Raw genomic sequence first — 18,723 nt, forward strand, 5'->3', positions numbered from 1 at the left:
TCGGGGTGGACATGGGTCGGGGATCATCTTCCCGCCTGGCTGATGGAGGCGCTGAACTTCTTCTCGGCGTATCCGAAAGGCGACCAGGACAAGCTGTTCGCGCTGGGTGATGCTTGGAAGAAGGCGGCGACCGAACTCGAGAATTTCGAGCCCGAACTGAAGGCGGTCACCGGCGGGTTTTCGCAGTACTACACCGGTCAGGGCGCTGATGAGATCCTGCAGGTGTTCGCTGCCTATTTCGACAGCTCTGACACCTCCCTTCCGGCGCTAGCCGACAGCCTGAAGAACCTCGGCCATGATGCCCGTTCGACTGCGGCGGAAATCGAGTACACCAAGATCCAAGCCGAGATCTTCGCAGCTCTCACCCTCGCTGCCGTGGTGCAGTTGATGATGAGCCTGTGGGGTTCGGTCGCGGTGCCGGCCTACCTCGCCATCTCCCGCGAGGGACTGGCCGTGTTCGCCAAAACGATGATGGCACGCATCGAGGCGATCGCCGCCCGAGCCGCGACACGGTCGCTGGCCAAGGCGGTTTCGAAAGAGATCGCGATTCCGCTCGGCGAACGAGTGCTCCCCAAAGCGCCCCTGCGGCTGGTAACGAACAGCCTCAAGGGTGGGACGATCATGGCGGGACTCGGGGCGGTATCCGATGCCGGTGTGCAGGCCATCCAACTCGGGGAAGGGCATCTCGACGACGGCTTCGATCTGAAGAAGACCTTTCAGACCTCGATCGAATGGGGAGTCGGCGGACTCGTCGGCGGTCCGGCACACATCAAAATCGCTGACATGCTGGGCAATCGCGGATTGTCCCCGCGACTGGGTGGTTTGATCTCTGGTGGCCTCGGAGGCATGGCGGGCGGCCTCGGCATGTACGCGGGCGGCCTAGGGAACCAGATCTATGACCATTTCAAGCACGGCAAGACCATCGACTGGTCGCTCAGTCCCCAACTCTTGCTCGGCGGTGCAGCACTCGGTGGTGCAGGGGGGCTCCGCCATGCGCTGAACGCCGAGCGCGCCGCGCTAGCCGGAGATGGTCCCGGAGCGTCGGCGAACAGCCGTGTCGACGCCCAGGCACCCCGCGTACATACCGTCACCGCGGAGACCGACGCCGCCGGCAAGGACTTGTACCGCAGTCTGCAAAGGGAAGTCCACCCGGACGTTCTTCAGGCAAAAGGTGAACCGGCCCACCTCGTCGAGCATGGCGAGCGGCTGACCCGAGAGATCAACAACATCAACGCTGAATCGAAGCAGCTCGGTGGCTTCAGTGATCAGCACGTCGCCGACCTCGCGGACGTCCGCCAGGAATGGCGGCAGATCTCCGCGGCAGGCGGCGACGGAAGCGCGGCGCACCCCGATGCTCCCGTCGGGACCGACCATCGGGCCGCCCCCGCGAATTCGACTAACCCACACGGTCCAGCGGAAACGCGAGCCGGAACCCCGGACATCAGGTCTGGCGACACGACGACCCGTTCGGCCCCAGCCGATCAAACCGGCCGCCAGGGGGTGCCAGTACGTGCTGGCGACCCCTCGGTACCTCGGGAACCGGTGATCGGTCGACAGCAGATGCCTGACAGTCCGGCCCGCGTCGTCACGACAGTGACTCCCACCGACAACAGTGTGAGTGTCGCTGCAGGAAGCCAAGACAGGCTCGTCCCGGCAAACGACGCTTCTGCGGCTCGGCCGGTGAACGCGAGCCCCGTAACCGAGATAAAGCCGGTCTCTTCGGAACTCACGCCTCGCGTGCCCGGTCCCGAGTCCGGGTCGCCTACTCTCCTTCCGACTCGATCGGCCGACCCGTCCGCGACGAACTCAGGCTCGTCCCCTGTCAGCCGCCAGCCAACTGTCGTCGACGCTCCCGAAACGCCCGCGAAAACTCGGAAGCCTGTCGGCCCGCCATCCGCTCCGGCAGACGATGCTGGTCTGCCCACCAGCCACCATCAACCTTCGGCACCGACTCCGGACGTCGAGGCACCGACCGGCCCGTCGGGAGGCGACCATCCCGCACCTACCGGTCCTGAACTTGTGCCCGCAACACCGCCGCATACAGGCACTGGACGCCCACTCGAAGTCCAGCGTCGCATCGACCGCATCACCGGTATTGAGCTCGAACCCGCCGCGGAGAAGGCCGCCGCCGACCTCCGCGACTTCTATCAGCACCAGAGCACCGAAGCCGCGGACGCCACGCCCGTCACGCCGCGAGATACCCAATCAGGCTCTCCCGCACCGGCATACGAGGCGCGGCGGTTCACCTACGGTCCCGATGACTTCCTCCACTCCCTGACTGTCCGCGTACACCTCGACGGTGCCGAACATCTGCCGTCCGAACACGTAGGCCGCATAGTCGACAAGCTTCACACCACCATCGACACCGTCTTCAACAAAGGCCAGCGCCTGCTCAGCGGTGACCGACTCAATGTCCACATCGAGCTCACCGACAATCGCGCCGACGCCCATCTCCGCGCCACTGTCGCTGAGCCCCAACATGTTTCCGATCCGCGCACCTGGACCGGTGATACCCACCCGGACACACTCGCCCGGCAACTTCGCGAACACCTCGGTCTATCGACCGACCCGGGCAAGCACACACTCGACTACATCGATGTCCGACAGATCAGCAACGACATCGCCCTCGCCAACACCGACAACCACCTCACCGGGCTACCCGAGACGCGCACCGTAGCGCCGAAACGTCTGTACGGTCTCGAGACTCCTACCCATCAGTGGGCAGTCGAAGATGCTCTCCGCGAAGGCAACAGATTCCTCACCGGGGCCGACCCCCGTACCAACCCATACGGCGACCTCATCAACGACGGCGGCCCCCACAATCTGGGACGCAGCAACAACTGCCTGGATAACAGCCTCTCCGCGCTTTCGTCGTTCCATGGTGACCCCCAGGTCGCGCTGCCCCGTTGGCCCGACACACTTCCCGACGGCAGCATCGACAAGTGGACCGGTGAGCAAGGCGGCAACCAGCGTGCACTCCACTGGCTCGGCGGAGGCTTCACGACCGGCGGCTACAACCATCCCGTATACAGTGTGCGCCAACAATTCTCGCTGCTTCATGACCATATGAATCAGCTGGGCGAGATGTCCTCGGCGCTAGTCATCAACGAGTGGCACAAGCAGGATGTCCACGGGAACTTCCTCTACGACCAATTCGGCAAACCGGTCCTCGATGGAGCCCACGCCACAGTCATCGTCTACCCACGCGGCGCGTCCGGCCCCCTGTGGTGGGATCCGCAGCAACGCACGATCTCCGAGACACCCCCAGCAACGCTGACCGACAAGTCCGCATCGCTATGGTTTGTTGCCCTCGATCCGAACGCGCCCAACGGAGGTATCACCGGTGCCGGAGCAGTACCGCACTCAGGACCAAGTGGAGCAATACCTGGCCCGCATCTTCTCCACGAACTCGAAGTTCGACATCTACCCGACTCGGTACGGATGGGTGTGTCGCCCGACGCCGTCAACGGAAGGACCTCGGAACCCGAACCTTCCGGTGGAACCGGGCCAGGGGAGCTACGTGGTCAACGCCCAGACGGGAGTGGTGACGGCGCACCCGAGTCTGCATCCGATCACGATCGGGGAGCAGTACGACGAGGCGATCCGGACGGGACAACCGATACCGGGCGGCCAGGTGTACCCCCGTCGCTGGAAAGTGACCCTGCAGCGGACTCACGAGGACGCGACGGAGATCGAGTACCAGGTGATGACCGAGTCCCTGACGACACCGCCGGAACCGACCACCGAACACCGGCTGACCATCAACAAGAACACCCTGCAGACCCGAACGAGCGTGCTCAAGGTCCCCGAAGCGAGCTACCAAGCGATGGCCTGGGCATACGAACACCGGACGAACCAGACCTGGCCGGAGAACGGAACCTACGAGGTCTAGATAGTCACGAGCTAGCTGTCGACGATCACCGGAGCCATCGCGAACAGTCCGCCCCCGCCGAAGCGGGGCACTCGCGAGATCCTCACGCGTCAGATGCTCCCGGGCAATCCGAGATTCCTCTGCAGCTGCCCGAAACCAGCTCCCACCGCAACGAATCCGCGGTACCGGAGTACCGACCCGCAACCCTGGCGGACTTGGGCTTCCACGATGTCGCGGATGTCCCTCCAGCCGACCTGGCCCGGATCGAATCGGCGCTGCCGGCCACCAGAATGGTTCCTCCGAACGAGGTGCGGTTCACCCAGCGCAGCATAAGTCGCGAGACCTCGGAGGGCATGCCCATCGAGGACCTCGCCGACGTGATGGCCGAACACGGGTGGCGTGGTGGCCCGATCCACGCGGTCGTCTGGGAGGATGGCGGCCTTTCAAGCCTGGATAACCGTCGCCTGACCGCCGCGCGCATGGCGGAACTCGACGAGGTGCCCACCGCACTGCATGCACCGAATGACCGTTTGGCCGACTGGCCGCATGAGTGGGATCCCGCACGCCGCGAGCGCAATCCGCTGGCGGTAGACATCCGCCAGCTCGCGGACGGCACGCTGCGGGTCGGTGGCGACCAAGGCGAAATCGTCTACCACCGTGGCCAAGTCGCGAACACCTGGGGCGAGATCGCGGTGTTCCGGGCGGCCGAACAACGCAGCTTGCTCCCCGGCATACTCGAGGGCTCCGATCACCCTCCGGTCTACGCGGCCAAGCCCGCCAAACCGGTGGAGGTCGAACTACCACCCGAGATCCTGCACGAGGTCACCACCGCCGTTCGAGACGCTCATCCCGATGCCGACCGCATCCTCGCCGATTTCCGCGCGACTCTCGACAGCGTCACCCATGATCTCGGCGTCGAGCATGACCCACTCGACATGCGCGGCGAGGACCACCGCGTCAAATCCGCGGATTCCCTGGCGCGCAAGTACTTCACCGAACGTGAACCCGGCGAGCAGATCGGCGACTTCCTCAACCGCGTCAACGACCTGATTCGCTTCTCGGTCCGACTGCCCGAAGGCGAACACTACCTACCCAGCCTCGAAGCCACCCTCGACCAAATGCGAGACCGCGGCTACGAGATCGTCGACGTCAAGAACTTCTGGCGCGAGGGTAACCGCTACCTCGGTATGAACACCACGCTCCGTTCGCCGCACGGCCGCGAGTTCGAAGTGCAGTTCCCAACCGATGCAGCTTGGCGGGCAAACAAACTCACCCACGAGCCGTACGAAATCTTCCGCCGCACAGAGGAACCCATCGAACGGCGCATCCACGCCTTCTTCGACATCCTGCGCATCAACAACGACCTCGAACTGAGCGAGAAGATTCCGCCAGGCGTAGACCAGCGCTGGAAACCGGTGGACACAAGCCTCCGGAAATGGACAGCGAAAAACCCGGCACCATGGCAGGCCTACCAGCGCTGGCTCAGTGAAAACCATCGCGCGTTGCCTTGGGTGACAAACCAATTCGGACTAGAGGTCGACAGGTTACTGCCCTCATACCGTCCCCGATCGGATGAACACGGCCATGGGCCCGTCGAGCCGGCAGCGACGCTGCCGGAGCATGCCTCCAACGAGCCCTCGCGCGACCTGGATCGCCCCTCGGTATTGAAGCAGCATCTGAAGAATCGGTTCGAGCAGGTCCGGGCGGGCATCCGCGATATCTATGCGGCGCAAAATGATCCGACCCGCACACCCGAATTGCCGGGTCTGCGTGTGGAATTCGGCGAGCTGGTCGACAAACTCGGGCTACGTGACCAGCAAGATTGGGTCACGCCATGGCGACTATTCAACGAGCACGACGCGACGCTCGCGAAGTACGTCGAGCAGAATCACGAGCATCTACTACCGAGTGCACAGGATCTCGCCATCGCGCGTGTCAAACCCGATGCCGAACCAGTAGATCACCAGCCGAGCAGCCGCCCTGAGCTTCTCGATGACCATCCAGCCCCCGATAGTTCAGACGAACTGTCGGCGCTTTCACCCGAGGCTCAGGAGCTCGCTGCGCAACTGGAGGTCGCCGAGCATATCGCCATCCAGGCCGGGGAAGTCAGTGTCGAGCATCTGAGTGAGCTGCAACGACTCTCGGGGCTCGAGCACGCCATCGTTCAAGGCCCCGACGGCGAGCTGCGGCTCTTCCGCGGCACCGAAGTTTCCAGCACCATTCCCGAAAGCCTCCGCAACGGCTACGAATTCGTTGTGCACTCGCACCCCGAGGCGGGTCTGCCGACCGACGCCAGCATGGATCTCGATGTGCTGCACAAGACCACCTCGCACATCGAGGCCGTCATCAGCAGCGACGGCCAGATCCGGTTCTTCGACGACAAAGGCGTCCTCCCGGCCGGTACCGTCCCCGAGGGCGGTCCAATCGACCGGAACGGGTTCGTGGTCCCGGTCGAGGAGCATCGCGTACCGACGTCGGGAGGTGAGCAGCCGAACCGTTGGATGGCCACGCGAGGTCCGGACGGAAAGCCTTACCGGTTCCCGGATACGAGCTCGTCGGCATCGTCGCGTCCGGAGAGCAGTCCGTATCGGGACGTCGACGCAGCACGACGTGACGCGGAAACGGTCAGCGGCTCACATATTCAGGACGCAACTCCGCTCGGCGCACGCGAGAGCCCCGCCGCGGACGCAGTCGCCAGACAAAGCCAAGACTTGAGCCGCGTCTCCCACACCGGAACCGCCGCCAACGTCGACCGCACACACATCCAGGAGGCGACCCGAGGCGGCGTACGCGAGAACCCAGCTGCGGACGCCGTTACCAGACAAAGCCAAGACTTGAGCCGCGTCTCCCACACCGGAACCGCCGCCAACGTCGACCGCACACACATCCAAGACGCAGACCCGCTGGGCACATCACACAGACCGGAATCGAGTCAGGCTGCCCGGGGAGGGCCGGAATCCAGCCGTGCACCCCAGGCCGTACAGCCACAGGGTCCCCCGGCGGAGTCGTATCGGCTGCCAACCGATGGGGACAGGCCGGTACCGGCGGTGCCGAAGAAATACACACAGCTGCCGCCCAACGCGGGCAATCTGACCCTGGGCAAGGACGGGCTGCTACACCTACCGTCGGACAAGAATCCGAAGGAGACCTACCGCACCCTTGAGAGCGGCCACCCAAATGGCCGACTGCACCACATTACCGACCCGGAAAACACCTACCGAGACAAGGATTTCAAGCTCCACGATCAGTCGAAACCTCGCCATCCCTTCACCGATGACCATCTGGCGAATCGCAACGAACCCGTACTGTACGAACCGATACCTGTCGGAGAACCCGCACCATACAAGATCGCAGATCCGGCATACGACTCCGCGCTCCAGACCGACGCCGCGCTCCGCGCCGAGCAACAGACGATACGCGATCCAGCCGGAAAAATAGTCCGCACGCATATGCCGGAGTTCGGGATAGAGCACATAAACGATCTTTCCGGCAAGAAACTCGAGCAGAAATATCAAGAACTCAAGGCAGCTACCAGCCGCATGCCCGACGGCGTCGCGAAGGACGAAAAGCTGGCGCGCCTCGAGGAGCTGAGGGAAAACGCAGAGATCTACCATACCGTCGGTGTGGAGATGGTCCAAACATCCAAGCACATGGGCGATCTCGCGGGAATCGCACGCGCCAGTGATCCGAATCTTCACCCCAACGGCGTTGTTCTGCAGTCCCCCGGCCGGGTGATAGATGGTAGGGACACCATCGACGTCCCCGTGTTCGACCCCGCTGTCGGAGACAAACCCCCGACGCTCACGTCGTTGGAGTGCAAGGGTGTTGGCTCCGAGCTAGGCACCGCGGACACCGAGGTCGGTCCTGCGCGACAATGCTCGCCGGAGTACACCGCCCGGACACTCGGTGTCGAGAAAAACCTGGCACTGCTGCTGCAGGATACCCCGGAGAGTCTGCGCGCTCGTGGTATCGACCCGGATGCGCCCGAAGTCAAAAAGGTACTGCAAGCTCGCGATGAAATGATGCGGGCATTCCAGGACGGCACACTCGTGCACAAGGTCGAGAAGGTTCATGCCGACCTTGCACGGAACCCGGATGGCAGCACGACTTACGCCGTTTTTGTGACAAACTACAGTTTGGAACGCGACGGTGTCCCGATGGTGATCGAGCGAATCGGCGGCATCGAGCGAGACGTACTGCCAGTCGAGGAGCGTGCCAGACAGCGCGAGTTGGAGATCATCCGGACGATCGCAAGGGAACGCGACCGGATACTCGACGGCTTGACTCCCGACGAACGAGAGATCGTAGAAGTGGCCCTCGACATGGCTCGGGGCTTCGAGAATGAGGTAGCACAGCAGCAATTCGCGCACACCCAGGACGTGCTGGGGAATGTTGCGCGAGCCATGGAGGAGCACACCGAGCCAGCGCAGGTGAGCAAGGGGCTCACAGACGCACACGCTGCACTGGCGCGGATACACCAGCTGGAACTCGACAGCCGGATGACGGCGCTACACGAATTCGACCTGGGCCCACACGCGGGCGCGGCTCGCGAATTGCTGGCATTGGAATTGGACACGCGGAGCAGCGCTCTCACAGCTCAGGTTCAAGCGCTCGAACATCAGCTGATCGACCGGAGCATCAGCCAGGCAATCGATGCGAGAGAAGTCCTGGCCAAGGATCGGGCCAAGTTCGTTCAGCACCATCTCAACCTGGCCCGAGTGATCGAAACCGCCGGGGAGGACGGCCAGCCGGTTCGCGAATTGAGCGATGTGCGCGACGCCTACGAGCGCATACAGCAGGTTCGCGATCAAGAGCGAAGACTCGAAGCCCGGGCGCTCGAGACGATGGGATTGAGCGAGAAACATCTCGAGCAGGTGAGGAAGGCGCTCGAGGATCAACGCGCCCCACTGGACGCGGCACAAGAGGTGCTCAGAGGGGAGGTTGTGCGCCAGGCTGAGGCCAGGATTCGGGAACTTGACGGACGCGAAGAACGCAATCAGGAACGCGAGAGAATTCGCCAGTTCGTCCACGAGATGACGGTCGCGGTCGAGCAAGGCGAAACTCCCGATCTGGACAGGCTCACGAACAAATACAACGAGATCAAGCAGCGTGAGCTGCACGAACGCGAACGCGCGGCCGAAGTACTCACACGGCTCCGACTGCCCCACGAACTTCACGAGCAAGTGATGGAGGGCGTCAACACCGAACTCGAGCAGGCCTACGGCTTGGATCGTGACGCCCTCGGCCGACAGATCGTGCGCCAGGCCGAGGCCAGGATCCGCGAACTCGACGGACGCGATCCGCACGAACGCGCCGAACGAGAAAGGCTTCTCGAGAAGACCCGCAAATTCGTACAGGACATGGAAGAAACGGTCGAGCAAGGCAACGTGCCCGACCTGGAGGAAGTGCGAACCAAATACAAGCAGGTATTGGAACGCGAAGCACGCGAACGCGAACGCGCGAATCAAGTACTCGCACAACTCAAACTGCCCAACGAGCACGAAGAAAGGGTGAGGCAGCGGCTCGATAACAATCTCAACCGAACGTTCGGTCGAGTCCGAGAGGCGCTAGGCAGGGAGATCGACCGGCAACAGCCCAACCAAGAGCGCGACCCCCGGATGATCGCGGCCCTTGCGGTCGAATCCCGGGATCGTGAGCGCTCACCCGATCATCGCGCGCGCGAAACGCCCGCTGTCGCACAGCATCCGACATTGAACACCACCTACGACCAGCTGCGGGCGACCGCGGAACGCCTTGCTCGCGCGGGATTCTCGCCCGAGTCGATCGCTATTCGTTTGACAATGGATGTGGGGCAGGCGCAGACGATCGCCGAAGCACTTCAAGAGCCGACAGAAGCGGCGAAGCGGGAGCGCGAACGCCAAGAGCGGGAACGCGCACGGGAGCGGGAACGGGGACTGGAACGGAACCGGGAACGTGGCGGACGCTGACCTAGAGGTCGACGGCGGTCATCTCGCCTGCCTTGGCATCGTTTTCCCAGCTGTGGGACAGTCGAACGCCCATAGACAGGCTGGCCCGATACGACGATTCGCTAAGCCTCAAGACCAGGAGCAGTTTTGACCGACTCGGACGATTTCACCGACCGCTCCGCCTGTCCGCCGGCCATGCTGCCCGATTACGCAGCCGACTCCAGTGACGGTGCTACGTTCTCCGACGAGCGAACCGACCTGAGCTCGGCTCAGAAATGGCAGACGCTCGGATACGACGAGACCATGGCGCTGGCGACCAGGCTGACCTCCCTCGGTCCCCTGTGGGCATCCGATCCTGGGTCCATCGCACGCGTCTTCGGATGGCACATCAGCGAAGCTGCCCCCGGCCTGTATCAACTCGACACTGGGCCTGGAACGGCCAAGGGATATCTCTACTGGCGCGACGGTCGAGCCGAAGGCGTGGAGATTCCGGTCACCGTGTCAGTCCCTGACAACGATGCGCTTCGGCTGGGTTATCTCTTCACGCTGCTGTCACCCGCTCTCGCAGAGGCTCTCGGCCCCTCATCCGAGACATCCTCCCGGCGCGACGAAATCGTTTGGACCAATAACGATCTCAGAGTGACCCTGGCACTGTCGGCGACCGACATCCGACTGTTCGTCACCCTGAAGCGATGAAAATGACTGGCAGCCAAGGTAGTTCGAACCAACAGGGACCGCGTATCGTCCTGCGGGGACCAGGTTCGGCGGTTCTGCAGAATGCTCGGTCTACGCGGCCGGCGGAAGGGCGGAATCGCTCAAGCCAAGAGACAAGGCCGAAGGTCAACAACGCTAGGGTGTTCTTATGACGGAATGGCGCGTGCTGCCCGGTCCTGAAGTCGGCAAATTGGCCGTCAGGCTGGCATCGCTGGACTGGTCGTGGTCACTCACGGACGTCCCTGCGCTGGCTGAGGACTTCGGCTGGACCGTGCGACGGAGCTATCGGTCCTCGGTCTCGTTGGATGGCGAGCTCGGCCCCGACTCAGCCAATGTATCCGGCCGATCCGGAACAGCCAACAAGATCGAAGTCCGTGTCACGAATTACGCCGACGACGACAGCAGTGGCCGCGCGAGGGTCCGTGACGCGTTCGCCGACATGACATCCGCGGTGACCGCCGCCCTCGGCGCGCCTACCCTGCGCAGCCCTGGCGAATATGCCGAAACACGCTGGGCCGGAACGCAAACCACCGTGCGACTGCGCGAGTTCAAGAACAGTGTATCGCTTTACCTCTACGCCAACGAGGCACTCGCCCTCGAGGATCAGGCGACCGCGATGGACGAACAGGGGTTGCTGTGACCGACTGGAACCAATTCGAGGTTGGACTCGCCGAAGAGTTGGCAGGGCTTCCCGCCGGCGCCCTGGTCACCATCGATACCAAAGCGCCAGACACCGAGCCGGGGTTCGCGCAGTTTGCGCAATCGGAGGACAAGGTGGTGGCCGAACTAGGGGCCTACGCGGACCTCGACCGCGAGGCCGGGGTGAACGCACCCGGGGCCGCAGTGGTCCTCGCCGCGGGCTGGCACCCTCCAGTCGGCAGCGATCGCGACAACTGGTGGGTCGAGTTGCCATGGCCGGTGACCTCCGCGATTTACCGGCAGCTCGCGGCCATGGTGGTCATCGGGCTGAAGGATGCGTTTCATGTCTCCAGTCCCACACGTCTGGTGTACAAAGCGTGGAATTCGAATGCCGGAAACCGTCGCTTCGACCTCCCTCGGCTTGGAATCGAGAAGCAATGACGACGCTATCGCACCACGATGGTCCGGCGATGACCCCGCCGAACAGGCGTCTGCTGAAGCGTCGTCTCGAACTGGAGCTATCCGGGGAACTGGCTGCCGACCGTGTCGATCAACTCCGGCGCGATCTCGGGCTCAACTCCGCGGACACACCCGGTGAAGGTTCGAACACCGTTCTGGGAGAACGCATCGAACGCAGTCCGCGCCATCGAAGTGTCGCGGAGATGGCGATGACCTTCGCGCGCCTCAGCAGACGAGAGTGGTCGCTGACGATCGACGCACTACCCCGAGCCGATATCGACCGCTGGCAGTGCTTAGCCGAAATCGCCTGCCGCATAGCGGGACTGAGCATCGTTGCGACCCGCACACCTGCGCCGACGGTTCTCACGGACGACGAGAGGCAAGAGATCGGCGAGCAAGCCGCACGCTTGACCGAACAATCGCAACGCCGGCTCGACGAAATCCCATTCAGCACGCCGTTCGAAGCGTTCGCGGCCGATTCCCCGGAATGACTCCATGATTGATTCACCGCATGCCTGCCAGTTCTGCGGGCGGTATGTCCTCGAGGTCGAGGGATGGGCCGAATCCCTCAAGCCAGGCCACCAGGTCCTCACACCCTGGGGCAACGATCCGACGGTCTTTCACGGCTACTACCACTTGGCCTGTGTGCGCACATCCGAGTTCGGACCGAAGTTCAGGACCGAGTTGCTGAACTGGATCTGCCAGAAGGATCACCTCATCACGGTCCGGGGCAAGGACGGACTGTTGCATGACACCGTGCGCACGGGGCTCGGCTACACACAGCACCTCACTGCAACTGCGAGTGGCGACATCTATGAAAACCGGCGATTCGACCGATGGGTATTCGCGGAGAACGCCGGCCCGGTCCACTTCCTGGACATCGACCAGACACGCGCCTTGTCCGAGGGAAAGCCGCTTCGCGGCAACAACGGCGGGCGGCATGCGCTTCTGCCCACGGACCCAGGAGACGCTGTCACCGGATGGGGGTTGGTCGAAGTACTCGACTTCCTCCACGTTCGCGACATCTACCAGGAAATGATCGATGGGTCCGCGCCGGAATACAGCTTCTGGAGGGGCGCCCCCAAGGGTTCGAGCTACGTGTCGACCTACTCGTTGTCGGCCGTACGTCCGATTCCGTCCGATGTCGCCGAGTTCTTCCAGAACTACTTGCAGCGATACACTCTTAAGAGCCCCGAACAGGTCCGATCGAACGGCGACCGCTAGGCCGGTGAGCCCAGGTCGCGCAAAGCGTGACCATCGAGCCAATGTGTCGTGTACGAATCCTGCGGTCAGGCGTGGTCTTCTTTCCACCGCCGGACGTGATGATCATCGTCCCAAGAGATGTCCTCCTGGTCGGGCGGATCGCCCTTCCAGGAGAAGAACCATTCGATCCAGTCCTCCCCCGGCAGTTCACTGGCGCTCGAGCCGTCAACAGCCAACTTGCGAGAGAACTCCTCGGCCGCTGCACGTTCGAGAACCGCGATCCGATCATCGTTGCGGTAATCGGCAGTGAATCGAGCCACCCGAGCCGGGTCGTACTGCCACATCTGGATGCCTTGATTCCAGACCAGCGCGTCATCGGATGCGTCGGTGGTGACGAAAATGGTGAACGGCGAAGTCTTTCCGAACTCCCCGCTGCAAACCGCTTGATAGAAAAGCACTTCGATCTCCTCGTCAGTGGGTGCCCGTCTCAGAGACCACCGGCAGATCGGCGAGGGCTACCGTCACCAGCTCACTATGGGCAAGCGCACCTGGAGCATCGACCACGGATCTCACCTCAAGCATCTAGGCACACCATCATCCCTGGATTCCGCCCCTCGCTGTAGATGATCTTGCCCGGCCGATTGTAGACGCTGACTACTACGATCGATCTAAAGCCTGCTGAAAGTCGAATTCGCCGTCTGCTGCCCCCGCCACGAACGCCCTCCACTCGATCTCGTTGAACCGCAACTGAACAGCGTCAGACGAGACGATCGTGTCAGGAGTGTCGCGGGTAATGACTGCGGCGCCATTGCAACTGGGACGCCCCTCCAGAACCTCGTTCACGAAGTCTGACCATTGCTCCGCGGTAAACGCGATGGTGCCGTGATCGTGGTGCTTGGCGTGCCTCACGAAGACCGTTGACGGAGTTGGGGCGACATCGACGCAGCCTTCACCGTTTCCGCTGTAGCTGGAGGTCCGCCATGCCCGGCGGTCTACGGTGCCCATCGATCGCTCCTACTGTTCCAGTGCTGCGAGCCGACGCTTGATCGCGTCTACCGACTCGGACTCGGACAACGCAGCTGCGCACATCCGGTCGATCGCCATTTTATACAGCTCGACCTGATCCTCTTCCTGGACGTAAAGAGCACCGGCCGGGTATTCGATGTATCCGATGCTGCGGGCGGACTCGAAGTTCAAGACGATGAAGTCGCCGTCGAGGCCGTCATGCACGGCAACGTCGACGGGCATGACGTGGAGTTCGACGTTCGGGAGCGCGGCTAGCTCCAGCAGATGCTCGTACTGCGGCTTCATGACCTGAAGTCCGCCGGCGATGCGGTCGAGGACGTACTCCTCCATCACGACCCGCATGTGCAACGGATGCTCGCCGGTCAGACGCTGACGAGCCATTCGCCCGCGGACGACCTGAGGCGCGTCAGCGGGAGCGACCCGCAGATGGCCCTCCAGCAGCGCGGCCGCGTACTCGGGTGTCTGCATCTGCCCGGGAAGGTGCAGCGAGGTATAGCAGTACTGGCTTTCGGCGAGTCCTTCGAGACCGACGAAGGTCTTGAACCAGTTCGGAAAGACCGGGCCGAAGGGCGCCCACCATGTGGCTTGGTCTGCTTGCCCTGCCAGGGCGGAGACCCGCTCAATGTGTGTGCGATCGACTCCGTACGCCTCCAGCAGGACCGCAACCTCGGTTGACTGCTGGTTCGACTTGCCGGTCTCCAAGTAGTTGATCTTCGTTGCAGTGCAGTCGATCTTCTCGCCAGCCTGCTTCTGCGACATCCGTGCGCGTTCGCGCGCGTCCTTGAGTTCCCGGCCGATCAGGAACCGGAGCGCGTTGGGATCGGAGCGCCTACCCATCTCAGTCACACAGTCCTCCATGTTCACGGCGGCCCCATGTTTACGGCGGTCGTCAGCACAATAGCGCGCTTCGTTGCCTCGGCTGAGCCCGTAGAGTGACCTGATACGTGGACACAACACGTGGGGACAGTGGCGGCGGAGCTACTAGGGCCGGAACCCCTTGTGCGAGTACCGAATCGACCAGCTGTGGTTGACGGTGGACTTCGCGCGGCCAGACGGCGAGAACCGGGCCGGCGGCGGACATACCGCGTTACCTCGATATCGGCGGATACTCGCAGCTCAGGGCGGGTTGGTGTTTGTGTAGATGCTGTCTATGCCACCCCCGGAGGCACCACTGACAGAGCTCCCCGTCGTTATCGGCATGCCCGGGAGTGGTTTTCGATTCGTCGCGTCCGATCCGTGACGAGACCGGAACCCGCCCTGAGGAAGTACCGCGTCGGAACGGGCGCTGACGGTCACAGTGGTCACGGGTATAGGTGGGTCTTCGCGACGCGGGTGTCGAATGTTCCGATGTGGCAGGTGACGGGGTCTAGCCTCTGTGGTGTCTCAGTTACGAGATGGCAAACCGGATTGGTTCGATGGTGGCGAGTCTTAGGAGGGCCTGTGAGCTCGAGATCGCATCGAGGCAAGATTCTCGCGGTATTGGTCAGCGCGGCGGTTCTCGCGCTGGGCGTGAGCGCGTGTTCCAAGAATTCATCGTCGGGTTCGACTGTGAGTGAGGAGGCGGCGATGAAGGCGTATGTCTACTCCTATCCGCTGGTGTCAGTGGAGGTGACGCGACGGCAATCGACGAATGTGCCGCGCCCGGATGGGCGTGGGGCCGCGCCGATGAATCAGTTCGCCAACATGGCGTTCCTTCCAGACGCGTCGTTCAACGGCGTGGTGCGCGCGAATGTCGACACCCTGTATTCATCGATGTTCTACGACGTGTCCAAAGAGCCGCTGGTGATCAGCGTTCCGGACATGGGCGATCGGTATCACCTGTTCCCGATCATGGACATGTGGACCAATGTGCAGGCGTCACCGGGCACCCGCACCCTGGGCGCGGGCCACGCTTATCAGTTCGCCATCACCGGCCCTGACTGGCACGGCACCCTCCCCGAGGGCGTGCACGAGTACAAAATGCCCACCGACGGCGGCTGGATCATCGGCCGTATCCAGGTCAACGGACCCGACGACATCCCCGCCGTCGCAGCCATCCAGCAGCAACTGACCGCCGCGCCGCTGAGCGCCTACGGCAGCGCCTACACCCCGCCGGAAAACACTGATCCACAACAGGATTGGCCTGTCGGACAAGAGGTCGCGACCTACATCCACAATCTGTCCCCGCAACAGTACTGGGATCTCTACTACTCCAGCCTGTCGCACAACCAGCCTCGTCCCGAGGACAAGGATCTGCTCTCCGAGCTGGCCAAGGCCGGGTGGACGCCGGACACGAAGCTCGACTTGGCGAAGCTCTCGGATTCCGACCGCAAGACCTGGGAGAACGCCTGGCCCAAGGCATTGTCGAAGATCGAGGTTGATCTCGGCGGCAAGCCCGTCAACGGCTGGAACATCGCCAGCGCGGGCATGGGCACCTACGGTACGGACTACGACCGGCGCGCAGTCGTGGCCCACGGCGGTCTGGGCGCGAACCTGCCCGAGGACGCGATCTATCCGAACACCCGTGTCGACGCGACCAGCGCGACGCTGACCTCCGACCGGAACTATGTCCTGCACTTCGCCGCCGATGAGATCCCGCCGGTGCGTGCGTTCTGGTCGCTGACGATGTACAACGACAAGGGGTTCTTCGTCGTTAATCCGATCAACCGCTATGCGGTACGCGGCGAGCAGATGCGCAAGAATCCCGACGGCTCGCTCGATGTGTACATCCAACGCGAAAACCCCGGCCCGGAAAAGGAATCCAACTGGCTGCCCGCCCCGGAATCAGGTGAGTTCAACCTGATGCTGCGGCTGTACTGGCCCGACAACAAGATCATCGACGGGTCCTGGAACCCGCCCGGTGTAAAGACGGCGGCCTGAGAGCGGAGGGGTACCGGCCGCGACCTGGTCGCGCCACACCCGCGGCAAGACGCATAAATGCCGGATGAGGTGCAGAATCCTGGATCGGATGCACTGCGCACTTCAATGACGGGTGCCCGCGGGACCCCTTCCCGGTAGACACGATCTGCACCACAGATTTCTATCTGTGGTGCAGATCGACTCATTGGTCCGGTTGAGTGTTACAGGGAACCGTCAGCGGCCCTGAGCGGGCACCCGGTCGACTCGAAGGCCGCCTTGGAAGTGTAGGAACCGTCGGGAAGATGGGAGCCTATGACGGACTTTCCGTCGCCCGGAGTCTCGGTGTCCTGAACCGCATGGCCGAATCCCCTGTCGGGAAGCATGTTTCGCAAGATCAGGTATCCGTCGTCCGGATGCGTCCGCCACACCGGTGACTGCGCCGCGGGAAAGGTGGCGGGTTTGCCGGGCTGGTCACGCAGTGCGGAGTACTTGTCCATCGGCAGCTTCGCCACCGCCGGGGTGGTGGTCGCCGCGTCGACCTTCGCGCACAGCTGCTGCCCGGTGAGGACCTGCCCGTCGGGAATACGCAGCTCGGGCTCGGGCAAGCCGACGCCGCCGGTGCTGTCACGGTCACGGTCGGGCAGGTAGAGCCCAGTGGTCGCGAACCCGACATCGACTCCACTCTCGACATCATGCGCACGGTTCTGCTCGCTCACTCGTAGACGGCAAGCCCGCTGCCGGTGAGCCGGGCGGTTCAGCCCGGGCGATGCTCGGCGCTCCTCGGCGATAAACCCGCGTCGAGGACCTGGCGGCCTGATCCAAATGTCCCGTCGCGACGACACCCCCCGCCGCCTGTTCATCACCGGCCGAATGGCCGCAATGAGCAAGGAATCCATCAACCGCTACGCGAAGTACGGTTCCCGCACCGCCAATCACGCATGGCTGCCAGACCCCGGCTCACCTCACCGATAGAACTGAGACCAGCGATTATTCCGGGTTCCATTGCGCGGGAACGTCGACGACCCTCTTGACCGCAGAGCCGTTGTGGGCGGTATGGCCGAGGGCTCCGGCCGCGCAGCTGCGTGCAGAGCTGGCGCTGGGTCCGCCAGGTCGTCGCAATGATCGGTATTACCAACCACACGCCGCGAGCCGCCTGTCGACCCACTGATCCGCGCGGTGAAAGCTGTTCTGTGGCAAGGGTTCCGGATCGCCCGCTGCGGGCTTTTCCCTGCCATTCCGATGTTCTCGGTGGCCGTAGCGGCGGCGGGGCGCGGCAGTCAGGGCCGAAGGTCCGGCGTGGACAGCCGTCGACTGGCGCGCTCCGATTTCACCGCGCGCCCGGCGGCTGCCGTTGGCGTGGTCCCTCACGCTCCTCGCTGGGAATGTTTCTCGCAGTGGGGTTTCGGCAGTGGTCGCCATGGTTCGTGCCGAGCGTCGGTGGGGTCGCACGGCACGGCCGCCGCACTGTGGCGCCGGCCGGCGCACGTCCTTCCGCGGGGGCGGCCGGGTCAGAGATGCCGGAAGATCCAGCGGGCGCGTGGTTCGTCGCCGACGCGGCCGAGCAGTGCGACGGGTGAGGTGGAAGCGGTGTCGCCGTACAGGGTTTGGCTGGGATCCGAGGCCAGGCTGAGGCGGCGGTTGCCATTGGTTTCGCTCACGTACCACAGGCCGGTGTCGGCGACGCCGCACACGTTCTGGCCGACGGAGTAGGTCAGCGAGTCGAGCCGGACGGGCTGCAGGCACAACCTGGTCGACGAGTTGAGCAGCTGGAACACCGGACCGGCGGGCCGGTAGCCGATCAGCACGAGCTGCCACCGGTTGATGTCGGCGCTGTCGTCGGTGCCGCCGCGCGCCCCGGCGATGTCGGCCGCGGTGACCACAGGGCGCAGTGTGTAGGCGGGCTCGGCCTCGAGGAAGATCCGATATCCACCGGGCCGGAGCGGTTCGGCGGCGGCGGGTGCGGCCGCGAGCGCGGCGGCGAGGACGTGAGCCACGATCACGAGGACTGCGCGGGCGGACATGACGCTGGGGTCCTTTCACGGAAGC

Annotated in this window: 12 protein-coding genes; 7 read left to right on the top strand and 5 right to left on the bottom strand. The window is 63.5% G+C overall.

Annotated elements, in window-relative coordinates; genetic code table 11:
- The first annotated feature begins 42 nt into the window (after positions 1–42).
- The 6 genes from ON33_RS39935 to ON33_RS23990 all read left to right on the top strand — a co-directional run bounded on the left by ON33_RS39935 (position 43) and on the right by ON33_RS23990 (position 12,834).
- Positions 43–9,819, top strand: coding sequence for a toxin glutamine deamidase domain-containing protein (locus ON33_RS39935; protein WP_083869248.1), 9,777 nt, complete (start codon positions 43–45; stop codon positions 9,817–9,819).
- Between the two features lie 126 nt (positions 9,820–9,945).
- Complete coding sequence (locus tag ON33_RS23970; RefSeq protein WP_040861316.1) at positions 9,946–10,494, top strand: DUF6301 family protein; 549 nt, start codon at positions 9,946–9,948, stop codon at positions 10,492–10,494.
- Between the two features lie 166 nt (positions 10,495–10,660).
- Complete coding sequence (locus tag ON33_RS23975) at positions 10,661–11,152, top strand: DUF6301 family protein (RefSeq protein ID WP_040861317.1); 492 nt, start codon at positions 10,661–10,663, stop codon at positions 11,150–11,152.
- Positions 11,149–11,592 carry a TY-Chap domain-containing protein gene (locus ON33_RS23980; RefSeq protein ID WP_051152721.1) on the top strand — a complete coding sequence of 148 codons (444 nt, stop codon included), beginning with the start codon at positions 11,149–11,151 and terminating at the stop codon, positions 11,590–11,592. Before ON33_RS23975 ends, ON33_RS23980 begins: the two co-directional genes overlap by 4 nt.
- Positions 11,589–12,101: a hypothetical protein gene (locus ON33_RS23985; protein WP_157184697.1), complete on the top strand. Its 513-nt coding sequence runs from the start codon at positions 11,589–11,591 to the stop codon at positions 12,099–12,101. Before ON33_RS23980 ends, ON33_RS23985 begins: the two co-directional genes overlap by 4 nt.
- Before the next feature lie 4 nt (positions 12,102–12,105).
- Complete coding sequence (locus ON33_RS23990) at positions 12,106–12,834, top strand: hypothetical protein (protein WP_040861319.1); 729 nt, start codon at positions 12,106–12,108, stop codon at positions 12,832–12,834.
- 65 nt (positions 12,835–12,899) lie between these two features.
- Here ON33_RS23990 and ON33_RS23995 read toward each other — a convergent pair whose 3' ends face one another.
- The 3 genes from ON33_RS23995 to ON33_RS24005 all read right to left on the bottom strand — a co-directional run bounded on the left by ON33_RS23995 (position 12,900) and on the right by ON33_RS24005 (position 14,676).
- Positions 12,900–13,271, bottom strand: coding sequence for a hypothetical protein (locus ON33_RS23995; RefSeq protein ID WP_040861320.1), 372 nt, complete (start codon positions 13,269–13,271; stop codon positions 12,900–12,902).
- A gap of 199 nt (positions 13,272–13,470) precedes the next feature.
- Complete coding sequence (locus tag ON33_RS24000; protein WP_040861321.1) at positions 13,471–13,818, bottom strand: DUF397 domain-containing protein; 348 nt, start codon at positions 13,816–13,818, stop codon at positions 13,471–13,473.
- Positions 13,819–13,827: 9 nt separating this feature from the next.
- Positions 13,828–14,676, bottom strand: coding sequence for a helix-turn-helix domain-containing protein (locus ON33_RS24005; protein WP_040861358.1), 849 nt, complete (start codon positions 14,674–14,676; stop codon positions 13,828–13,830).
- Positions 14,677–15,279: 603 nt separating this feature from the next.
- On the opposite strand from ON33_RS24005, the gene ON33_RS24010 reads away from it, so the two are divergent.
- Complete coding sequence (locus ON33_RS24010) at positions 15,280–16,698, top strand: DUF1254 domain-containing protein (protein WP_040861322.1); 1,419 nt, start codon at positions 15,280–15,282, stop codon at positions 16,696–16,698.
- Positions 16,699–16,898: 200 nt separating this feature from the next.
- Here ON33_RS24010 and ON33_RS24015 read toward each other — a convergent pair whose 3' ends face one another.
- Together ON33_RS24015 and ON33_RS24020 are read right to left on the bottom strand one after the other, a co-directional pair.
- A complete protein-coding gene (locus ON33_RS24015) occupies positions 16,899–17,393 on the bottom strand; it encodes a hypothetical protein (RefSeq protein ID WP_040861323.1) in 495 nt (164 codons plus the stop codon).
- Positions 17,394–18,185: 792 nt separating this feature from the next.
- Positions 18,186–18,698 carry a hypothetical protein gene (locus tag ON33_RS24020; RefSeq protein WP_040861324.1) on the bottom strand — a complete coding sequence of 171 codons (513 nt, stop codon included), beginning with the start codon at positions 18,696–18,698 and terminating at the stop codon, positions 18,186–18,188.
- Positions 18,699–18,723 lie beyond the last annotated feature (25 nt).

It is taken from the genome of Nocardia niigatensis NBRC 100131 (assembly GCF_000308655.1).
Classification (GTDB): Bacteria; Actinomycetota; Actinomycetes; order Mycobacteriales; family Mycobacteriaceae; genus Nocardia; species Nocardia niigatensis.